This is a genomic window from Myxococcus xanthus, assembly GCF_013116825.1.
Lineage (GTDB): Bacteria > Myxococcota > Myxococcia > Myxococcales > Myxococcaceae > Myxococcus > Myxococcus xanthus_B.
The window spans coordinates 1-14,984 of sequence record NZ_JABFNS010000054.1 but is presented as its reverse complement, the minus strand read 5'-3'; the positions used below and the strand labels follow the sequence as shown (position 1 = coordinate 14,984).

15 protein-coding genes are annotated in these 14,984 nt (G+C 69.9%); 7 read left to right on the top strand and 8 right to left on the bottom strand.

Annotation, left to right across the window (positions count from 1 at the left end; genetic code table 11):
- Positions 1-154: 154 nt before the first annotated feature.
- The 4 genes from HNV26_RS17615 to HNV26_RS17600 all read left to right on the top strand — a co-directional run bounded on the left by HNV26_RS17615 (position 155) and on the right by HNV26_RS17600 (position 4,905).
- Positions 155-1,738 (top strand): ATP-binding protein, encoded by a 1,584-nt coding sequence (locus tag HNV26_RS17615; protein ID WP_171442615.1) that lies wholly within the window; start codon positions 155-157, stop codon positions 1,736-1,738.
- Entirely contained in the window at positions 1,735-3,192 is a 1,458-nt protein-coding gene (locus HNV26_RS17610; protein ID WP_011555329.1) for a sigma-54-dependent transcriptional regulator, read from the top strand. The genes HNV26_RS17615 and HNV26_RS17610 overlap by 4 nt, the downstream gene beginning before the upstream one ends.
- A 75-nt stretch (positions 3,193-3,267) precedes the next feature.
- The gene (locus HNV26_RS17605) at positions 3,268-4,113 is read left to right on the top strand and encodes an NAD(+)/NADH kinase (protein WP_171442616.1); all 846 of its coding nucleotides are present in this window, start codon (positions 3,268-3,270) and stop codon (positions 4,111-4,113) included.
- 15 nt (positions 4,114-4,128) lie between these two features.
- Positions 4,129-4,905 (top strand): YdcF family protein, encoded by a 777-nt coding sequence (locus HNV26_RS17600; protein ID WP_171442617.1) that lies wholly within the window; start codon positions 4,129-4,131, stop codon positions 4,903-4,905.
- Positions 4,906-4,920: 15 nt separating this feature from the next.
- Here HNV26_RS17600 and HNV26_RS17595 read toward each other — a convergent pair whose 3' ends face one another.
- Positions 4,921-5,337 carry a 5'-nucleotidase C-terminal domain-containing protein gene (locus HNV26_RS17595; RefSeq protein ID WP_366816891.1) on the bottom strand — a complete coding sequence of 139 codons (417 nt, stop codon included), beginning with the start codon at positions 5,335-5,337 and terminating at the stop codon, positions 4,921-4,923.
- 99 nt (positions 5,338-5,436) lie between these two features.
- The gene (locus HNV26_RS17590) at positions 5,437-7,047 is read right to left on the bottom strand and encodes a bifunctional metallophosphatase/5'-nucleotidase (RefSeq protein WP_171442618.1); all 1,611 of its coding nucleotides are present in this window, start codon (positions 7,045-7,047) and stop codon (positions 5,437-5,439) included.
- A 243-nt stretch (positions 7,048-7,290) separates the two neighbouring features.
- Between HNV26_RS17590 and HNV26_RS17585 the strand changes: the two genes are divergently transcribed.
- Positions 7,291-9,201: an alpha-amylase family glycosyl hydrolase gene (locus tag HNV26_RS17585; RefSeq protein WP_171442619.1), complete on the top strand. Its 1,911-nt coding sequence runs from the start codon at positions 7,291-7,293 to the stop codon at positions 9,199-9,201.
- A gap of 54 nt (positions 9,202-9,255) precedes the next feature.
- Here the strand turns inward: HNV26_RS17585 and HNV26_RS17580 are convergent, their stop codons facing one another.
- Genes HNV26_RS17580 through HNV26_RS17565 form a run of 4 tightly spaced genes read right to left on the bottom strand, consistent with a single transcriptional unit; the run spans position 9,256 to position 12,312 of the window.
- Positions 9,256-10,002 (bottom strand): MBL fold metallo-hydrolase, encoded by a 747-nt coding sequence (locus HNV26_RS17580; RefSeq protein WP_171442620.1) that lies wholly within the window; start codon positions 10,000-10,002, stop codon positions 9,256-9,258.
- Positions 9,999-10,496, bottom strand: coding sequence for a pantetheine-phosphate adenylyltransferase (coaD, locus tag HNV26_RS17575; protein ID WP_090490011.1), 498 nt, complete (start codon positions 10,494-10,496; stop codon positions 9,999-10,001). The genes HNV26_RS17580 and coaD overlap by 4 nt, the downstream gene beginning before the upstream one ends.
- Complete coding sequence (locus HNV26_RS17570; RefSeq protein WP_171442621.1) at positions 10,496-11,707, bottom strand: MFS transporter; 1,212 nt, start codon at positions 11,705-11,707, stop codon at positions 10,496-10,498. Before HNV26_RS17570 ends, coaD begins: the two co-directional genes overlap by 1 nt.
- A complete protein-coding gene (locus tag HNV26_RS17565; RefSeq protein WP_171442622.1) occupies positions 11,704-12,312 on the bottom strand; it encodes a TetR family transcriptional regulator in 609 nt (202 codons plus the stop codon). Before HNV26_RS17565 ends, HNV26_RS17570 begins: the two co-directional genes overlap by 4 nt.
- 196 nt (positions 12,313-12,508) lie before the next feature.
- Between HNV26_RS17565 and HNV26_RS17560 the strand changes: the two genes are divergently transcribed.
- Together HNV26_RS17560 and HNV26_RS38455 are read left to right on the top strand one after the other, a co-directional pair.
- Positions 12,509-12,703 (top strand): hypothetical protein, encoded by a 195-nt coding sequence (locus HNV26_RS17560; protein ID WP_171442595.1) that lies wholly within the window; start codon positions 12,509-12,511, stop codon positions 12,701-12,703.
- Between the two features lie 9 nt (positions 12,704-12,712).
- On the top strand, positions 12,713-13,417 hold the full coding sequence (locus tag HNV26_RS38455) for a hypothetical protein (protein ID WP_253816711.1): 705 nt from the start codon (positions 12,713-12,715) through the stop codon (positions 13,415-13,417).
- Positions 13,418-13,430: 13 nt separating this feature from the next.
- Here the strand turns inward: HNV26_RS38455 and HNV26_RS17550 are convergent, their stop codons facing one another.
- Positions 13,431-14,261: an alpha/beta fold hydrolase gene (locus HNV26_RS17550; protein ID WP_171442623.1), complete on the bottom strand. Its 831-nt coding sequence runs from the start codon at positions 14,259-14,261 to the stop codon at positions 13,431-13,433.
- A 119-nt stretch (positions 14,262-14,380) separates the two neighbouring features.
- Positions 14,381-14,935 carry an adenine phosphoribosyltransferase gene (locus HNV26_RS17545; protein ID WP_171442624.1) on the bottom strand — a complete coding sequence of 185 codons (555 nt, stop codon included), beginning with the start codon at positions 14,933-14,935 and terminating at the stop codon, positions 14,381-14,383.
- Between the last annotated feature and the right edge of the window lie 49 nt (positions 14,936-14,984).

Genomic DNA, 14,984 nt, shown 5'->3' with positions numbered 1-14,984 from the left:
CGGGGTCCGTATTGACCCATTTGATGGGGATGGGTCTAATTGGACCCTGTGTTTTTTCGCGCCATGGAAATGTCAAGGCCCGTGATTCCAGACTGTTGGGCAGGGAGTTTCTGCTGGCAGGGCCATTGCATTTGTCTAGGGGCGGAAACAATTCATGGGTTCTCAAGCCGCATATGTCCACGGTCAGCAGGCCGAATCGCCACGCGGGCGGCTGCTCCTGGTGGATGACGAGGAGAACATCCTCAAGTCCATCCGCCGGGTGCTGCGCCGCGGCGACTGGGACATCGAGACGGCGACGGATGCCGAGCAGGGCCTGCGGGCGGTGGAGGCCTTCCACCCCGAGGTGGTCATCTCCGATTTCCGCATGCCGGGGATGAATGGCGTCGATTTCCTTACCCGGGTGAAGCAGCAGGCGCCGCGGGCCCAGCGCATCATGCTGACGGGTCAGGCGGACCAGCAGGCCATCGAAGAGGCCATCAACCGGTCGGAGATCTTCCGCTTCATCTCCAAGCCCTGGAACGACAGCCACCTGGTGTTGACGGTGAAGAGCGCCTTCGAGCAGTACGCGCTCCAGGCGGAGAACGAGCGGCTCTACACGGTGACGCAGGCGCAGAACGCGGAGCTGAAGTTGCTCAACGCGGACCTGGAGGAGCGCGTCGCCCAACGCACGCGCATGCTGAGCCAGGCCAAGCGCGAGTGGGAGCTGTCCTTCGACTGCATGGAGACGCCGCTGTGCGTGGTGCGCGCGCGGGACTTCGCGGTGCGGCGGGCGAACCTGGCGTACGCGGACGTGGCGGGGCGCTCCATCGAGGAGATTCCCTCCGACACCACGTGCTACCGCTACCTCTTCGGCCGCAACGAGCCGTGCACGGGCTGCCCGCTGCCGGCGGCGGTGGAGAGCGGCAAGGGCGCGCGCGGTGAGGTCCGCCAGGGCGGTCGCACCTTCGTGGTGGCCGCCTACCCCATGGCGGGGGATGAGCGCGTCGTCTGCACCTACCGGGACGTCACCGAGGAGCAGTCGATGACGCGGCGGCTCATCGAGACGGAGAAGATGGCCGCGGTGGGCCAGCTCGCCGGCGGGGTGGCGCACGAAATCAACAACCCGCTGGGCGGCATCCTCGCCTTCGCGCAGTTGATGTCGCGCGACGCGGGCCGCAGCGAGGCGGACCTGGAGTCGCTGGGCCTCATCGAGGAGAGCGCGCTGCGCTGCAAGCGCATCGTGGAGAGCCTCCTCAAGTTCAGCCGCCACAGCCGCGTGGAGGACCGGCGGCCCTTCGACTTGTCCAAGTGCGTGGAGGACGCGGCGGTGCTGTTCCGCGCGCAGCTCAAGTCCATGCCCACGGTGGAGCTGACGCTGGGGCTCGCGGATGACCTGCCCAAGGTGTACGGCGACCCCGGCCAGCTCGCGCAGGTGGTGCTCAACCTGCTGCAGAACGGTCTCCAGTCGCTGCCCACGCGTGAGGGCAAGCTGAAGCTGGTGACGGGTCGCGAAGGCGACCGCTGCTTCTTCGCGGTGACGGACACCGGCACGGGTATCGAGGAGAAGTACCTGCCTCGCATCTTCGAGCCGTCGTTCACCACCAAGGCCCCGGGTGAAGGCACCGGCCTGGGGCTCTCCATTGCCTACCGCATCGTCCAGGACCACGGGGGCAGCTTCCACGTGGACACCCAGGTCGGCGAAGGCTCCTGCTTCACCGTTTTTCTGCCCATCCCCCTGCAGCTCGAGAGGTTGCCGTGAACCAAGTCAAGCGCGCCAAAGTCCTCGTCGTGGATGACGACTCCGTCGTCCTCAAGGCCGTGACGCAGATTCTCCAGCGCGAGGGCCACCCGGTGGTGGCCATTGACGACGCGGTGGAGGGCCTGGCGGCCGCGAAGGATCCGACCATCGACGTGGTCGTCCTCGACATCAAGATGCCCAACCTGTCCGGCATGGACCTGCTGCGCGGCATCAAGGCCGACCGCCCGGACGTGGAGGTCATCATGATGACGGCCTTCGCCACCGTGGAGACGGCGGTGGAGGCGGTGAAGGCGGGGGCGTACGACTACCTCACCAAGCCCTTCGAGAACATCGACGAGGTCAGCCTTACGGTGGCCAAGGCGGCCGAGCGCAAGGCGCTCAAGGACCGCACCCGCGCGCTGGAGGAGGCACTCACGGTCCGCAGCCAGTTCGAGGACCTCATCGGCCAGTCCACGCAGATGCGCTCCGTCTTCAAGCTGGTGGAGACGGTGAGCCACTCCACCGCCACGGTGCTCATCCAGGGGGAGAGCGGCACCGGCAAGGAGCTGGTGGCCCGCGCCATCCACTACCGCAGCGCGCGCAAGGACAAGCCCTTCGTGGCGGTCAACTGTTCGGCGCTGACGGAGACGCTGCTGGAGAGCGAGCTCTTCGGTCACGTCAAGGGCAGCTTCACCGGAGCCACCGGCAACAAGAAGGGCCTCTTCGAGGCGGCCGACGGCGGCACCATCTTCCTGGACGAAATTGGCGACGTGCCCCCGGCCACCCAGGTCCGCCTGCTGCGCGTGCTCCAGGAGGGTGAAGTCAAGCGCGTGGGCGCCAACGAGCCGGTGAAGGTGGACGTGCGCGTCATCGCCGCCACCCACGTGGACCTGTCCCGCGCCAAGGAGCAGGGCAAGTTCCGCGAGGACCTCTTCTACCGCCTCAATGTCATCACCATCGACCTGCCGCCCCTGCGTGACCGGCCGGAGGACGTGCCCCTGCTGGCGCACCACTTCCTCAAGCTCTACGCCTCCAAGGCGGACAAGAAGGTGACGGGTATCTCCCCGCGCGCCATGGAGGCCCTCACCTGCAACCGGTGGACGGGCAACGTGCGTGAGCTGGAGAACGTCATCGAGCGCGCGGTGGTGCTGACGGGCAACGAGGTCATCGACGTGGAGGACCTGCCGCCGGGCTTCCAGTCCGCGCCGCAGCCGGACTCCACGGTGGAGGTGTTCAGCCTGGCACACCTGCCGTACGCCCAGGCCAAGCGCCTGGCGATGCGTGCCTTCGAGCGCCGCTACCTCTCCGCACTGCTGGAGAAGAACAACCAGAACGTCTCCAGCGCCGCGCGCGCGGCGGGCGTGGACCGCTCCAACTTCCGTCGCCTGCTCAAGCAGTACGAGGTGGCCGGCCGGTCCATGAAGCCCCGCGTGGTCTCCCAGGACGACGGCGAGGCGCTGGAAGCCGCGTCCTGATGTATGTCAGCCGGCGGGCACCCGGGCGTTTCCCATGCGCGCCCGGGGCCCTCCTGGACTACAAGGCGGGGTTGCGTGCAGACCCTGGCAATCGTCGCGAAGAGGGACAAGCCCGAGGCGGTAGCGCTCGCGGCTCAAATCCGTGAGCGGTACCCCCACCTGTCGGTGCTGGCGGACCGCACGCTGGCCCATGAGCTGGGCTGGCCGCGGGTGGATGACCGGGAGCTGGTGACCCGTGCGGACCTGATGGTGGTGCTGGGCGGTGACGGCACGCTCATCTACGCGGCGCGCCTGCTCGGTGGCCGCGGGGTCCCGATTCTGGGCGTCAACCTGGGCAGCCTGGGCTTCATGACGGAAGTCCCGGTGGAAGAGCTGTACCCCATGCTGGAGCAGGTGCTCGCGGGGCGCTTCCAGGTGGACTCCCGGATGAAGCTGACCTGCCGCCTGCTGCGCGGGGGCAGGGTGCTCATCGAGGACGAGGTCCTCAACGACGTGGTCATCAACAAGGGCGCGCTGGCGCGCATCGCCGACCACGAGACGTCCATCGACGGGGTGCCCATCACCACCTACAAGTCGGACGGCGTCATCCTGGCCACGCCCACCGGCTCCACGGCGTACTCGCTGTCGGCGGGTGGGCCCATCGTCCACCCGTCGGTGGACTGCACGGTGCTGTCGCCCATCTGTTCGCACGCCCTCACGCAGCGCTCCATCGTCGTGCCGGCGGACCGGACCATCCGGGTGACGCTGCGCAGTGAGACGGCGGACACGTACCTGACCATCGACGGGCAGACGGGCCACGGGCTCCAGGGGGGGGACTGCATCGAGGTGGAGCGCTCGCCCAACCGGGTGAACCTGGTGCGCAACCCGAAGGTGGCCTACTTCTCCATCCTCCGGCAGAAGCTCCACTGGGGCGAGCGCTGAAGGGCGCCGCGCGCCGTGTTCCTCTTCCTGTCGAAGGTGCTGGACCTGCTGCTGGCGCCGCTCTCCTGGGCGCTGCTGCTGTGGCTGTCGGCCTGGGGGCTGCGGCGGCGACGTGAGCGGCTGTCGCGGGTGCTGAGTGTGCTGGGCGGGGTGGTGCTGTACGCCTTCTCCATCGAGCCGGTGGCCATGGGGCTGATGCGGGCGACGGAGGCGGGGGCGGTGCGGTCCTTCCAGCCGGGGGCCACGTATGACGCCGTCATCGTCCTGGGGGGCGGGTTGGATCCTGCCGCCACGGAGCGCACCGGCGTACCGGAGTACAACGCGGCGGCGGAGCGGGTCCTGCGGGGCTTCGAACTGCTGCGCGAGGGCCGGGCTCGGCAGGTGCTCATCTCTGGCGGTTCGCTGGACCCGAGGCCCGAGGCGGTGGTGGAGGCGGACGTGCTGCTCCGGCAGCTCCAGCAGTGGGGGATTCCGCGGGAGCGCATCGTCACGGAAGGGCGCAGCCGCAATACACGGGAGAACGCGGTGGAGTCCGCGCGCATCATCCAGGAGCGAGGGTGGAAGTCCCTGCTGCTGGTGACGAGCGCCGCGCACATGCCGCGCGCCGCGGGTTGCTTCGCGGCGGTGGGGCTGCGTCCGGACCTGTTGCCGGTGGACTCGCGGGCGTCGAACACGCCGCTGCGGCGCATGAGCTGGCTGCCGAGGTCTGGGGCCCTCAACCTGAGCACCGACGCCCTGCGCGAGCTGGCGGGGCGTGTGGTGTATCGCGTGCGAGGCTGGACGGCGCCTTGAGCGCCGCGCCCCGTCCTACTTCAGCGGCGCGGGCGGCTGACGCGCGTCGGGCGCCAGGGCGCCCGTACCGAGCCGGGAGATACGGCCATCCGCCTGGGCGTGCGGCGACGGCCTGCCAGTGCGGAACGCCTCCGCCAGCACGTCCAGGGGCGAGTTACCCGTCACCCGGGCCGGCGTGGACGGCTGGTTCCGCAGCATGTCGTAGCCGTCCTTGCCGCTGGCGAGGAAGCTCAGCGTCGCCAGCCGGTACGTGGCCGCCTTGTCCAACGGCCTGCCGCCCACCGTCACGCCCAGCACCCGCTGTCCGGCGGGCCGGTCCGAATCGAAGGTGAACTCCAACCCGGACACCTGCGGAAAGCGGCCCGGCCGTGAGTCCTCGCGGCTGAGGCTGACGCCGTTCTCCAGCGCCGCGCGCAGCGTGTCCCCCTTCACCTCCAGCTCAACCTGAGCACCGACGCCCTGCGCGAGCTGGCGGGGCGTGTGGTGTATCGCGTGCGAGGCTGGACGGCGCCTTGAGCGCCGCGCCCCGTCCTACTTCAGCGGCGCGGGCGGCTGACGCGCGTCGGGCGCCAGGGCGCCCGTACCGAGCCGGGAGATACGGCCATCCGCCTGGGCGTGCGGCGACGGCCTGCCAGTGCGGAACGCCTCCGCCAGCACGTCCAGGGGCGAGTTACCCGTCACCCGGGCCGGCGTGGACGGCTGGTTCCGCAGCATGTCGTAGCCGTCCTTGCCGCTGGCGAGGAAGCTCAGCGTCGCCAGCCGGTACGTGGCCGCCTTGTCCAACGGCCTGCCGCCCACCGTCACGCCCAGCACCCGCTGTCCGGCGGGCCGGTCCGAATCGAAGGTGAACTCCAACCCGGACACCTGCGGAAAGCGGCCCGGCCGTGAGTCCTCGCGGCTGAGGCTGACGCCGTTCTCCAGCGCCGCGCGCAGCGTGTCCCCCTTCACCTCCAGCACCACCAGCTCATCCGCGTATGGAAGGATGGCGTGCAAGTCCCGCCGGGTGACACCACCCGCGGGCAGCACCGCGTCCGCGCGCAGCGCCCCGGCGTTGACCAGCGCCACATCAGCCCTGGCCGCCGCGCGGAACGCATCCGCGACGAACGAGCCCAGGTTCGTCTCCTGGGTGCGCACCAGCGCGGCCCGCGCCTCCAGGGGCACGGGGGAGCGGCCCACGTGCTCGGACAGCTGGTTGAACAGCGCGGCATAGGGCTGCATGGCCGCGTTGAAGGCCGCGTCCTCCGGCACCTGCCGCGTCACCGGCATCGTCTGCCACGTCACCTGGCGCACCGTGGCCGTCGCCGCGTCCACGTCCAGCGTGAGCCGGCCCAGGTCCACCGCGTCCGCCGCCACCTTGAAGATGGGCGTGCCCGTGCTGCGGTCCTCCAGCGCCTCGTGGTCATGCCCCCCGAGCACCGCGTCCACCTTGACGCAGCGGGTGAGCGCCCGGTCCTGGTCCGCCGTCAGGTGGGTGAGGGCCACCACCACCTGGGCGCCGGACTCGCGCAGCTTCGCCACCGCGCCCCGGGCCGCCTCGCAGACGTCCCCGAAGTGTGTGTCCTTGCCGGCCTTCGTGGTGGCCTTCGTCTCCTGGAGCACCACGCCGAAGAGGCCCAGCTTGATGCCGCCCAACTCCCGAATCGCGGAGGCCTGGACCCCCGCGAAGAGGCCCCCGGACTTCGCGTCCTGCACGTTGGCCCCGAGCCACGTGAAGCGGGACTCGCGGATGCGCTCACGCAGGACCTCGTCGCCGAAGTCGAACTCGTGGTTGCCCAGCACCGCGTAGTCCAGGCCGAACGCATTCCACGCGTCCACCATGTGCCGGCCCTTGAGCGCCTTGCCGTCCACCTCCACCAGCGACTCCACGGACGGAGACAGCGTGTCGCCCCCCATCAGCGTCAGGACGTGGGGGCTCTCGCGAAGCACCTGCTTGCGCAGCGTGGCGGCGCGGGCCATGCCCCCCCTTCCTTCCTCGACGGCCTGGACCTGGTAGACGTCCGCCAGGTGAAGGAGCGTCAGGCGCACCGTGCCGGAAGGCGGTGCTGGCGTGGGGGAGGGGGCGCTCGTGGCGCATCCGCTGGCAAGGACCGCGGCCAACGCGAGCAGAGCCTCACGCCGGGCCAGCGCTGTCTTCTTCGTCATCGTACGTCGCTCTCCCCATCGCGCTCCCTGGGTGGGGCGCAACGTGTGGGGCGTATCGCACTCATGCGTCGATGGCGAGCACAGGGAACTTCTCGCGCGTGTCGCACAGGGGGGACAGGTGTGCCGGTGGATACGTTTGACGCGCTGTGTTGTGATGGAAAATTACAGATTCCTAGCATAGCTGTTTGCGCGGGATTTACGTCGGTTGCTAGGACGCCCCCTGACCAAGGGAGGTTGTCATCCATGATGCACAGCAACAGGTGGAGTGCGCTCCTGCTGGCGGGTGTGATTGCCGGCTGTGGGGAGTCCGCGCTCGAGGCGCCGCGAGGTTCCGCGGAAGAGACGGCGGTCATCAGCCAGCAGCTCAGCGCGTCCACGCGGCCCGGCATGGGCGCCACCGTCTATGCGGGTGGCACCACGTTCCGCGTCTGGGCCCCGATGGCGAGCCGGGTGTTCGTCTCGGGCGATTTCAACGGCTGGGGCACCTGGATTGAGCTGGGCCGCGAGGGCAACGGCAACTTCTCCGGCGATGTGTCTGGCGCGGTGGCGGGCCAGAAGTACAAGTTCATCACCCGCAACCAGTGGGGCAGCGACGCGTGGCGGGCGGACCCCCGCTCGGCGTGGCAGGAGAACTCCACCGGCTCCAGCATCATCTACGACCACGGCGAGTACTGGTGGAACGCGCAGCAGTACAGCAGCCCTGGCTTCAACGAGATGGTCATCTACGAGATGCACGTCGGCACGTTCCACGACTCGCCCGGCTTCGGCCCCGGCAACTGGAACAGCGCGATTGCCAGGCTCGACCACGTCCGGGACCTGGGCGCGAACATGATCAAGGTCATGCCCGCGTACGAGTTCGCCGGTGACTTCTCCTGGGGCTACAACGCCGCCTTCCCGTTCGCGCCGGAGAGCGCCTACGGGCACCCCAATGACATGAAGCGCTTCGTGGACGAGGCGCACATGCGTGGCATCGGCGTCATCTTCGACGTGGTGCACAACCACTACGGCCCCAGCGACCTGCCCATGTGGTGCTTCAGCGGCGACTGCCTGGGCTCGGGCGGCGAGTACTTCTACAACGACTGGCGCAAGAGCACGCCGTGGGGCGACACCCGCCCGGACTACGGCCGCCCCGAGGTCCGCGCGTACATTCGCGACTCGATGATGAACCTCACCCATTCCTTCCGGGGTGACGGGCTGCGCTGGGACGCCACCAAGTACATGCGCACGCAGAATGGCAGCGACACCACCGCCATCCCCGACGCGTGGCGCGTGTTCCGCTCCATCAACCGCGAAATCAACGCCACGCAGCCGTGGAAGATCAGCATCGCCGAGGACTTCGGCGGTGGTGACTCCATCACCAACGACGCCACGTCCGACACCTCGGGCGGCGCGGGCTTCGACGCGCAGTGGGGCGGCGACTTCGTGCACGCCATCCGCGCGGCGGTCATCGCGTCGAACGACAGCGGCCGTGACATGAGCTCGGTGCGCAACGCCATCACTCAGCGCTACAGCGGGCGGCACACCGCGCGCGTCATCTATTCGGAGAGCCACGACGAGGTGGCCAACGGCAAGGCGCGCGTCCCGGAGGAGATCTGGCCGGGCAACGCGGGCAGCTGGGCCGCCAAGAAGCGCTCCACCCTGGCGGCGGGCGTCGTCTTCACCTCGCCTGGCATCCCGATGATCTTCCAGGGCCAGGAGTTCCTCGAGGACGGCTACTTCCAGGACACGGACCCGGTGGACTGGGGCAAGAACAGCACCTACGGCGGCATCCGGACGCTGTACCGCGACCTCATCCGGCTGCGCCGCAACTGGTTCAACAACACGCGCGGCCTGCGCGGCGGCAACGTCAACGTCCACCACGTCAACAACAGCGGCAAGGTGATTGCGTACCACCGCTGGGAGAACGGCGGGCCCGGGGATGACGTCGTCATCGTCGCCAACTTCAGCGGCACGTACTTCCCCAGCTACAACATCGGCTTCCCGCGCGGGGGCATGTGGTACGCGCGCTTCAACAGCGACTGGAACGGGTACTCGGGCGACTTCGGCAACACGGCGTCGATTGACACCGTGGCCTACAGTGGCGCGAAGGACGGCCTGTCGCACAACGCGTCGTTCGCCATCGGTCCCTACTCGCTGGTCATCTTCTCGCAGTAGCGCCTGACGGCACCGGGCGCCCGGGGTGGAGTCTCCCGGGCGCTCGTTCGCGCCTCAGACGTTGTAGCGCCGGCCCTGCGCGAGCGGTTCGATGACGCTCGCGCTGGTGTCGAAGTCATCCGGGTAGTGGATGAGCCGCATCCGGGCGCGCAGCTCGGCGGGCAGCGCCGCCAGCTTCTCGTAGGGCGTGTGCACGCCGTAGTTCGTCTCGTGGATGATGAGGTCCGCCGTGGAGAGCCAGTCGATGAGGCCCTCGTCGAAGGCGGTGTCCGCGCTGTACCCCAGGCAGCGGCCCCCCGCGTGGATGCGCAGCGCGGTGGTGGGCACGTGGTGGTACGTCATCCGGCTCTCGATGAGAAAGGGGCCGTGCCGCACGGCGGCCTCCGTGGAGAGCGGCGTGTGGCGGAAGTAGTCCTCGAAGTGCTTGTCGTTGGGGGGCTCTCCGCGCCGCTCGATGAGGCACTCCATGCCCGCGGCCAGGTTGCCTTCCCACAGCCGGTCCGCGACGGCGGGGTGGGCCAGCACCTCCAGCTTCCGCTGCAGCACGAAGAAGGAGAAGTAGCCCAGGCTCTCCAGGCCCGACGCGTGGTCCGCGTGCAGGTGGGTGAGGGCCACGGCGCTGACGCGGTCCGCGTCCAGGGGTACGCCGGAGGACTCGGACGCCTCGCGCATCATCTTCCGGATGGGGTGCGGGCAGTCCACGAGCAGGACCTGGTCCTCCGCCTCCACGGCGAAGCAGGACGAATAGCGCAGGGCGGAGAAGGCGTCGCCGATGCCAAGGGTGATGAAGGACAGGCTCAAGGCAGGCTCCGGAGGGAAGGGTCGAGTCGCTCCCGAAGCTTCGCCGCGACGGCCGGTGGACAGAAGGCGGAAACGTCCTCGCCGCGCGCCACGCGCGCCTTGAGTCCGCTGCTGCTCACCTCGGCCAGGTGGGCTTCGGCTGGAAGGAAGAGGGTGGACAGCTCGGGCGCCAGCGCGCGGTTGTTCTGCGCCAGCGTCGTCTCGAACTGGGCATCCGTGGCGCCGCGCACGCCGCGCAGCAGGACGCTGGCGCCAATGTCCCGCGCGAAGTCGACGATGAGCCCCTGCGTGCGGGCCACGGTGACGTTGGGGTGATGCGCCACGGCTTCACGCAGGAGGGCCACGCGCTCATCGGCGGACAGCAGGCTCTGCTTGTCCGGGTTGACGGCCACCACCACGACGACGTGGCCGAAGAGGCGGGCCGCCTGCCGGACGACGGACATGTGGCCGGCGGTGACGGGGTCGAAGCTGCCGGCGTAGACGGCGATGGTCATCACGACACCTCGGGAGCGGCCTCGGAGGCCAGGCTCCGGGGCGGGTGGAAGGTGAGGGCGGCGTACAGCGTGCCCGCCGCGCACAGGAGCGCGGCCAGCGTGAAGTGGCCGGCATAGCCAAGGGCCTGGGCGCTGAAGCCGCTCAGCGCGGCGGCGGCGCCCGTGGCCAGCACCACCAGGGACGCCTGCACGGTGTAGTCCGTGGCGGCGTGGTCCGGCCGGCAGGCGTCCATCATCGCGGTGAAGACGGCCGCGGTGGCCATGCCGCTGGCCACGTACTCGGCGCCGCAGACGAGGGTGAGCAGGGGCAGGGACGTGGGGCCTTGAGCCACCAGGGCGTAGAGCAGCACCGCGCCGGCCTGGATGCCTCCGAAGACGAGCAACGCCCGTCGCCTTCCGAGCCGCACCACCAACCCGCCTCCCAGCAGCGCCCCCACGAGCCCCGCGGTGAAGCCCACGCCGCCCAGCAGCCAGCCGATGGCCGTCAGCGACAGGCCCTCGTCGACCAGGAAGGTGCGCAGCATCCCGGTGGCCAGGGCTTCGCCCGCCTTGTAGACGACGAGCAGCGTGAGCCACGCGCCGGCCCCCGGACGCTTCAGCCACCAGCGCAGGCCCAGGCTCTGCGCGGGTGGGGGCGCGGTGGGGGGCTCGCGGAAGAGGGCCATGGGCACGGTGGCCAGGAGCAGCAGTGTGCCCAACGCGAGGAACGTGGGGCGCCAGCCCACCGCGTCGAAGACCGCGAGCATCACGCCTCCGCCCAGAATCATCCCGACGCGGTAGGCGGCCACCTGGACGCCGTTGCCCCAGCCGCGCTCGGCCGGCGCGAGCAGGTCCACCGCCAGCCCGTCGGTGGCCACGTCCTGCGTGGCGGCCAGGAGGTTGATGCCCAGCACCGCGGCCATCAGCAGCCGCATGTCCAGGCCCCCTTCGGGGAGCGCGAGCGCGAGCAGGAGCCCCGATGACAGGCACTGCAGCGGCAGGATGTAGCCGCGCCGCCGGCCCCACCTCGTGGAACCGTGCCGGTCCATGGGCGGGGCCCAGAGGAACTTGAGCGCCCAGGGCAGCGCCAGCAGGTGCGCCAGTCCGATGGAAGGCAACGACAGGCCCTGATGGCGCAGCAGCACGGGCAAGGCCTGGGTGAAGAAGCCGAAGGGAAGCCCCTGTGACAGGTAGAGGCTGGAGAGGAGCCCCAGCTTCGTGGCCGTCCTCATGCGTCCTCCTTCACGCCGGCCGAGTCCATCAGCCCCGCGGCCATGCGCTTCACCGTACTGGCGGCGGAGCCCGCGGGGACCAGTCCCGGGACGCTGGCGGCGAGCACGAAATAGCCCTGCACGGCGGCGAACAGCCCGGCCGCCAGCGCGGGCGCCTTGCGTCGTCCCACCACGGCGGCGACGAGCGACGTCAGGTGCTCCAGGTCGGCGCGCACCACCTGCTCGTAGATGGCTCGGACCTCGGGCTGCCGGATGGCCTCCGCGCTGATGGTGACCCAGCTCGCGACGGCCGCCGGGGCCGCGTCGTCGCCCGTGGCGAGGAAGGCCTCCACGAAGGCATCCACGCGGGCTCGGGCGTCCGGGCCCTTCACCCGTTCCAGCCGCGTCGCCACCCGCTGGCGCGCCTGCGCCGCGAGCTGCTCCACCAGCGCGAGGAGAATCTCCTGCTTGCCGCTGAAGTGGTAGTGCACCAGCCCCGGGCTCAACCCCGCCGCCTTCGCGATTTCGCTCACGGAAGCGCGCTCGTAACCGCGCTCCGACATGACCTTCAGCAGGCCCGCGACAATCTGCTGACGGCGCTCCTCGGTGTTGGATGGACGGGGCATGGTGTGTTTATTGGTTGTTTGACCAACTTATAAACAGGGTGGGCGAGGGCGTCAATCCCACCTGCCCCTGGGGACGAGGGCCCGAATGTGGAAGGGCCCCAAGGCGCTGCTAGCGTGGAGCGCATGACGCGAACACGCCCTCCGAGTCGAGTCCGGAGGCGAGGTCCAGGTGCGCGGGCCCGGCTGGAAGGGGGCATTGCGCCTGCATGCGACTCGCAGTGACTCCGGAGCCTATGAGGTCTCCGTGGGGCTGCCGGGGAAGAACACGCCCCTGAAGCGAGGGGGCCTCAAGAAGAAGGGAGCGGCGCTCACGCTCGTTCCCGGCAAGGATGTGCCCGCGGGCTGTTTCGGCGCGGCGGGGCACCCGGTGAAGTTCATCCTCGATGAATGAGGTGGCGCCATGAAACCGCTTCGCTTCGCGCTGTCGGGGCTCATCGTGGCCCTGGCATTCTCCGCCGGGGTCTGGTTCAGCGGGGACTCCGTCACTTCACAGGTGCTGGCAGGGGATGCCGCCGCCCAGGCGCCCACCGTCGCCGCATCCACTCCGTCCGATGCGCGCGCCGCACCACGTCCGTCGGAGGCGCCGAGGCGGGAGGCTGCCGTGACAACGCCCTCGGCGGCGCGTGAAGCCACCGTGCTCCGCAGGCTCCCGAAACCCACTGCGGCTGTCCCGGCTGCGCCCGTGCAGGACACGGCGCCCGAGCAGGACACGGCGCCCGAAGACCGGCCCCTCGCCTTCGCGCCCGAGCTGCCGGAGCCCTTCACGCCGAAGGGGTTCGAGCGTGTGGCCTTTCGCGCCGCCAACGAGTGCGGCATGGGGCTCGACGTGGTGGCGGTGGACTGCTCCGAATTCCCCTGCATCGCTTGGACGCAGGCGAAGGACGACACCGTGCAGAAGTTCTCCATGTCGGGGTGCGGCCCCTGGGAAGAGGCATTCCAGCACCGGACGATGGTCGTCGCGAGCGGGCAGTTCAAGGAAGGCGGGGCCGGTGCCCGGTATCTGGCGTGGATGCCGCTGCCCGTGGACCCCGAGCACACCCGCATCGCCATGCGGCGCGCCCGGGAGCGCACCGATGGCATGAAGGAGGCCCTGGGGCTGCGGTAGTCCCCGCGCCGCCTCAGGCTGGGACGGCGCTGGCGTGGATGGGGACCTCTCGAGCGGAGACGAGCGCCTCGATGCCCGCGGCCACCATCGCCGGCACCTCCAGCGCCGGGAAGTGGCTGGAGGCGGGGAGCTTCAGCACGTGAAAGCCCGGATGCTCCGCGCCGAAGTCCACCTGCGTCGTCAGGTAGTCGTGTGACTCCGGTCGCGTGTACAGGTGCATCGTGAGCGGCATGGGCTCCAGCGCCGCGAGCGCTCGCAGCGGAGAGCCCTCGCGGGCGTAGGCCGCTTCAATCTCCCTTCCGGCCCGGGCCCACATGGCTTCGTCGAACGCGCCCATGTCGTCGCGCACGAAGCGGCGGATGGCGTCGTCGTCGAGCCCCTTCAGCCAGCCCTGGAGCAGGCCGTCTCGCACCTGGCTCCAGCGCTCCGTCTGGAGCCCGCGCACGGCGCGGAGGAAGGCCGGGGTGGGCTCGGTGGCAATCCAGTCCAGCAGCACCATCCGCGGCACACGCGCGGGGCCCAACGCCCGCCGCAGGTCGAGCGCCCACCAGCCCGCGTGGGACATGGCCACGGGGACGATGTGCCGCGCGCCGCTGGCCTCCACGACCGCGAGCAGGTCCTCCAGCACCGTGGTGCTGTCGAAGTCGGCGCCTCCACTTTCGGACTCACCGTGCCCCCGGATGTCCACGGACAGGACACGGCGGAAGGCGGAGCAGCGGGGAATCAGCTTCTGGAAGCTCGCTCGGGTGGTGCACCACCCTGGAATGAAGAGAAGCGCGGGCTCGCCCTGGCCCGCGTCGTCGTAGCGGATGCGGGCGCCGCCGCGAGTGTGTACTTCCGGCATGTCGTCCCCTCCGTGGAATCGTTGGTTGGTTCTCGTCGGAGGGTGCGCAGGCCCGGCCCGCATGTCAGCAGGCAACACGGCAGGGGCTGTTACGGCCGGGCGGAGGGCCGCTGTTTCATCTAGAAGGTCAGCAGCGTCGTCACGCGCTCGCGCCCGAGGCGGTTGGGGCCTTCGAGGAAGTCCAGGCTGAGGAGGAAGCTGAAGCCCACCAACTCGCCGCCGAGCCGGGACACGAGCCTCGCGGTGGCCTCCGCCGTGCCGCCCGTGGCCAGCACGTCATCCACGATGAGCACCCGCTCCCCTTGAAGGATGGCGTCCTCGTGCATCTCCACGCCGTCGGAGCCGTACTCCAGCGAGTAGCGCTCTACCACCGAGCGGTGAGGCAGCTTGCCGGGCTTGCGCGCCGGCACGAAGCCCGCATTGAGGGCCAGCGCGATGGGCGCGCCCAGCAGGAAGCCTCGGGCCTCCACGCCCACCACCTTCGTGACGTGCTGGCCCCGGAAGGGCGCCGACATGGCGTTGATGACGCGGCCGAACAGGCGCGGGTCCGCCAGCACGGGGGTGATGTCCTTGAAGACGATGCCGGGCTTGGGGAAGTCCGGCACGTCCCGGAGCCGGGCGTTCACGTCGGCGACGAGGGTGGTGTCGGTCAGGCTCGGGACGGGCGGGGTCATGACGTGCGCTCCAGCAGGGGGATGAAAAACGGTGGGGCGGGGAAGGGGA

Bases quoted from the DNA above. Each gene is read 5' to 3' on its own strand.
- HNV26_RS17615 (WP_171442615.1), top strand. From the start codon at position 155: ATGGGTTCTCAAGCCGCATATGTCCACGGTCAGCAGGCCGAATCGCCA.
- HNV26_RS17590 (WP_171442618.1), bottom strand. From the start codon at position 7,047: ATGACGAAGAAGACAGCGCTGGCCCGGCGTGAGGCTCTGCTCGCGTTG.
- HNV26_RS17585 (WP_171442619.1), top strand. From the start codon at position 7,291: ATGATGCACAGCAACAGGTGGAGTGCGCTCCTGCTGGCGGGTGTGATT.
- coaD (WP_090490011.1), bottom strand. From the start codon at position 10,496: ATGACCATCGCCGTCTACGCCGGCAGCTTCGACCCCGTCACCGCCGGC.
- HNV26_RS17570 (WP_171442621.1), bottom strand. From the start codon at position 11,707: ATGAGGACGGCCACGAAGCTGGGGCTCCTCTCCAGCCTCTACCTGTCA.
- HNV26_RS17565 (WP_171442622.1), bottom strand. From the start codon at position 12,312: ATGCCCCGTCCATCCAACACCGAGGAGCGCCGTCAGCAGATTGTCGCG.
- HNV26_RS38455 (WP_253816711.1), top strand. From the start codon at position 12,713: ATGAAACCGCTTCGCTTCGCGCTGTCGGGGCTCATCGTGGCCCTGGCA.
- HNV26_RS17550 (WP_171442623.1), bottom strand. From the start codon at position 14,261: ATGCCGGAAGTACACACTCGCGGCGGCGCCCGCATCCGCTACGACGAC.
- HNV26_RS17545 (WP_171442624.1), bottom strand. From the start codon at position 14,935: ATGACCCCGCCCGTCCCGAGCCTGACCGACACCACCCTCGTCGCCGAC.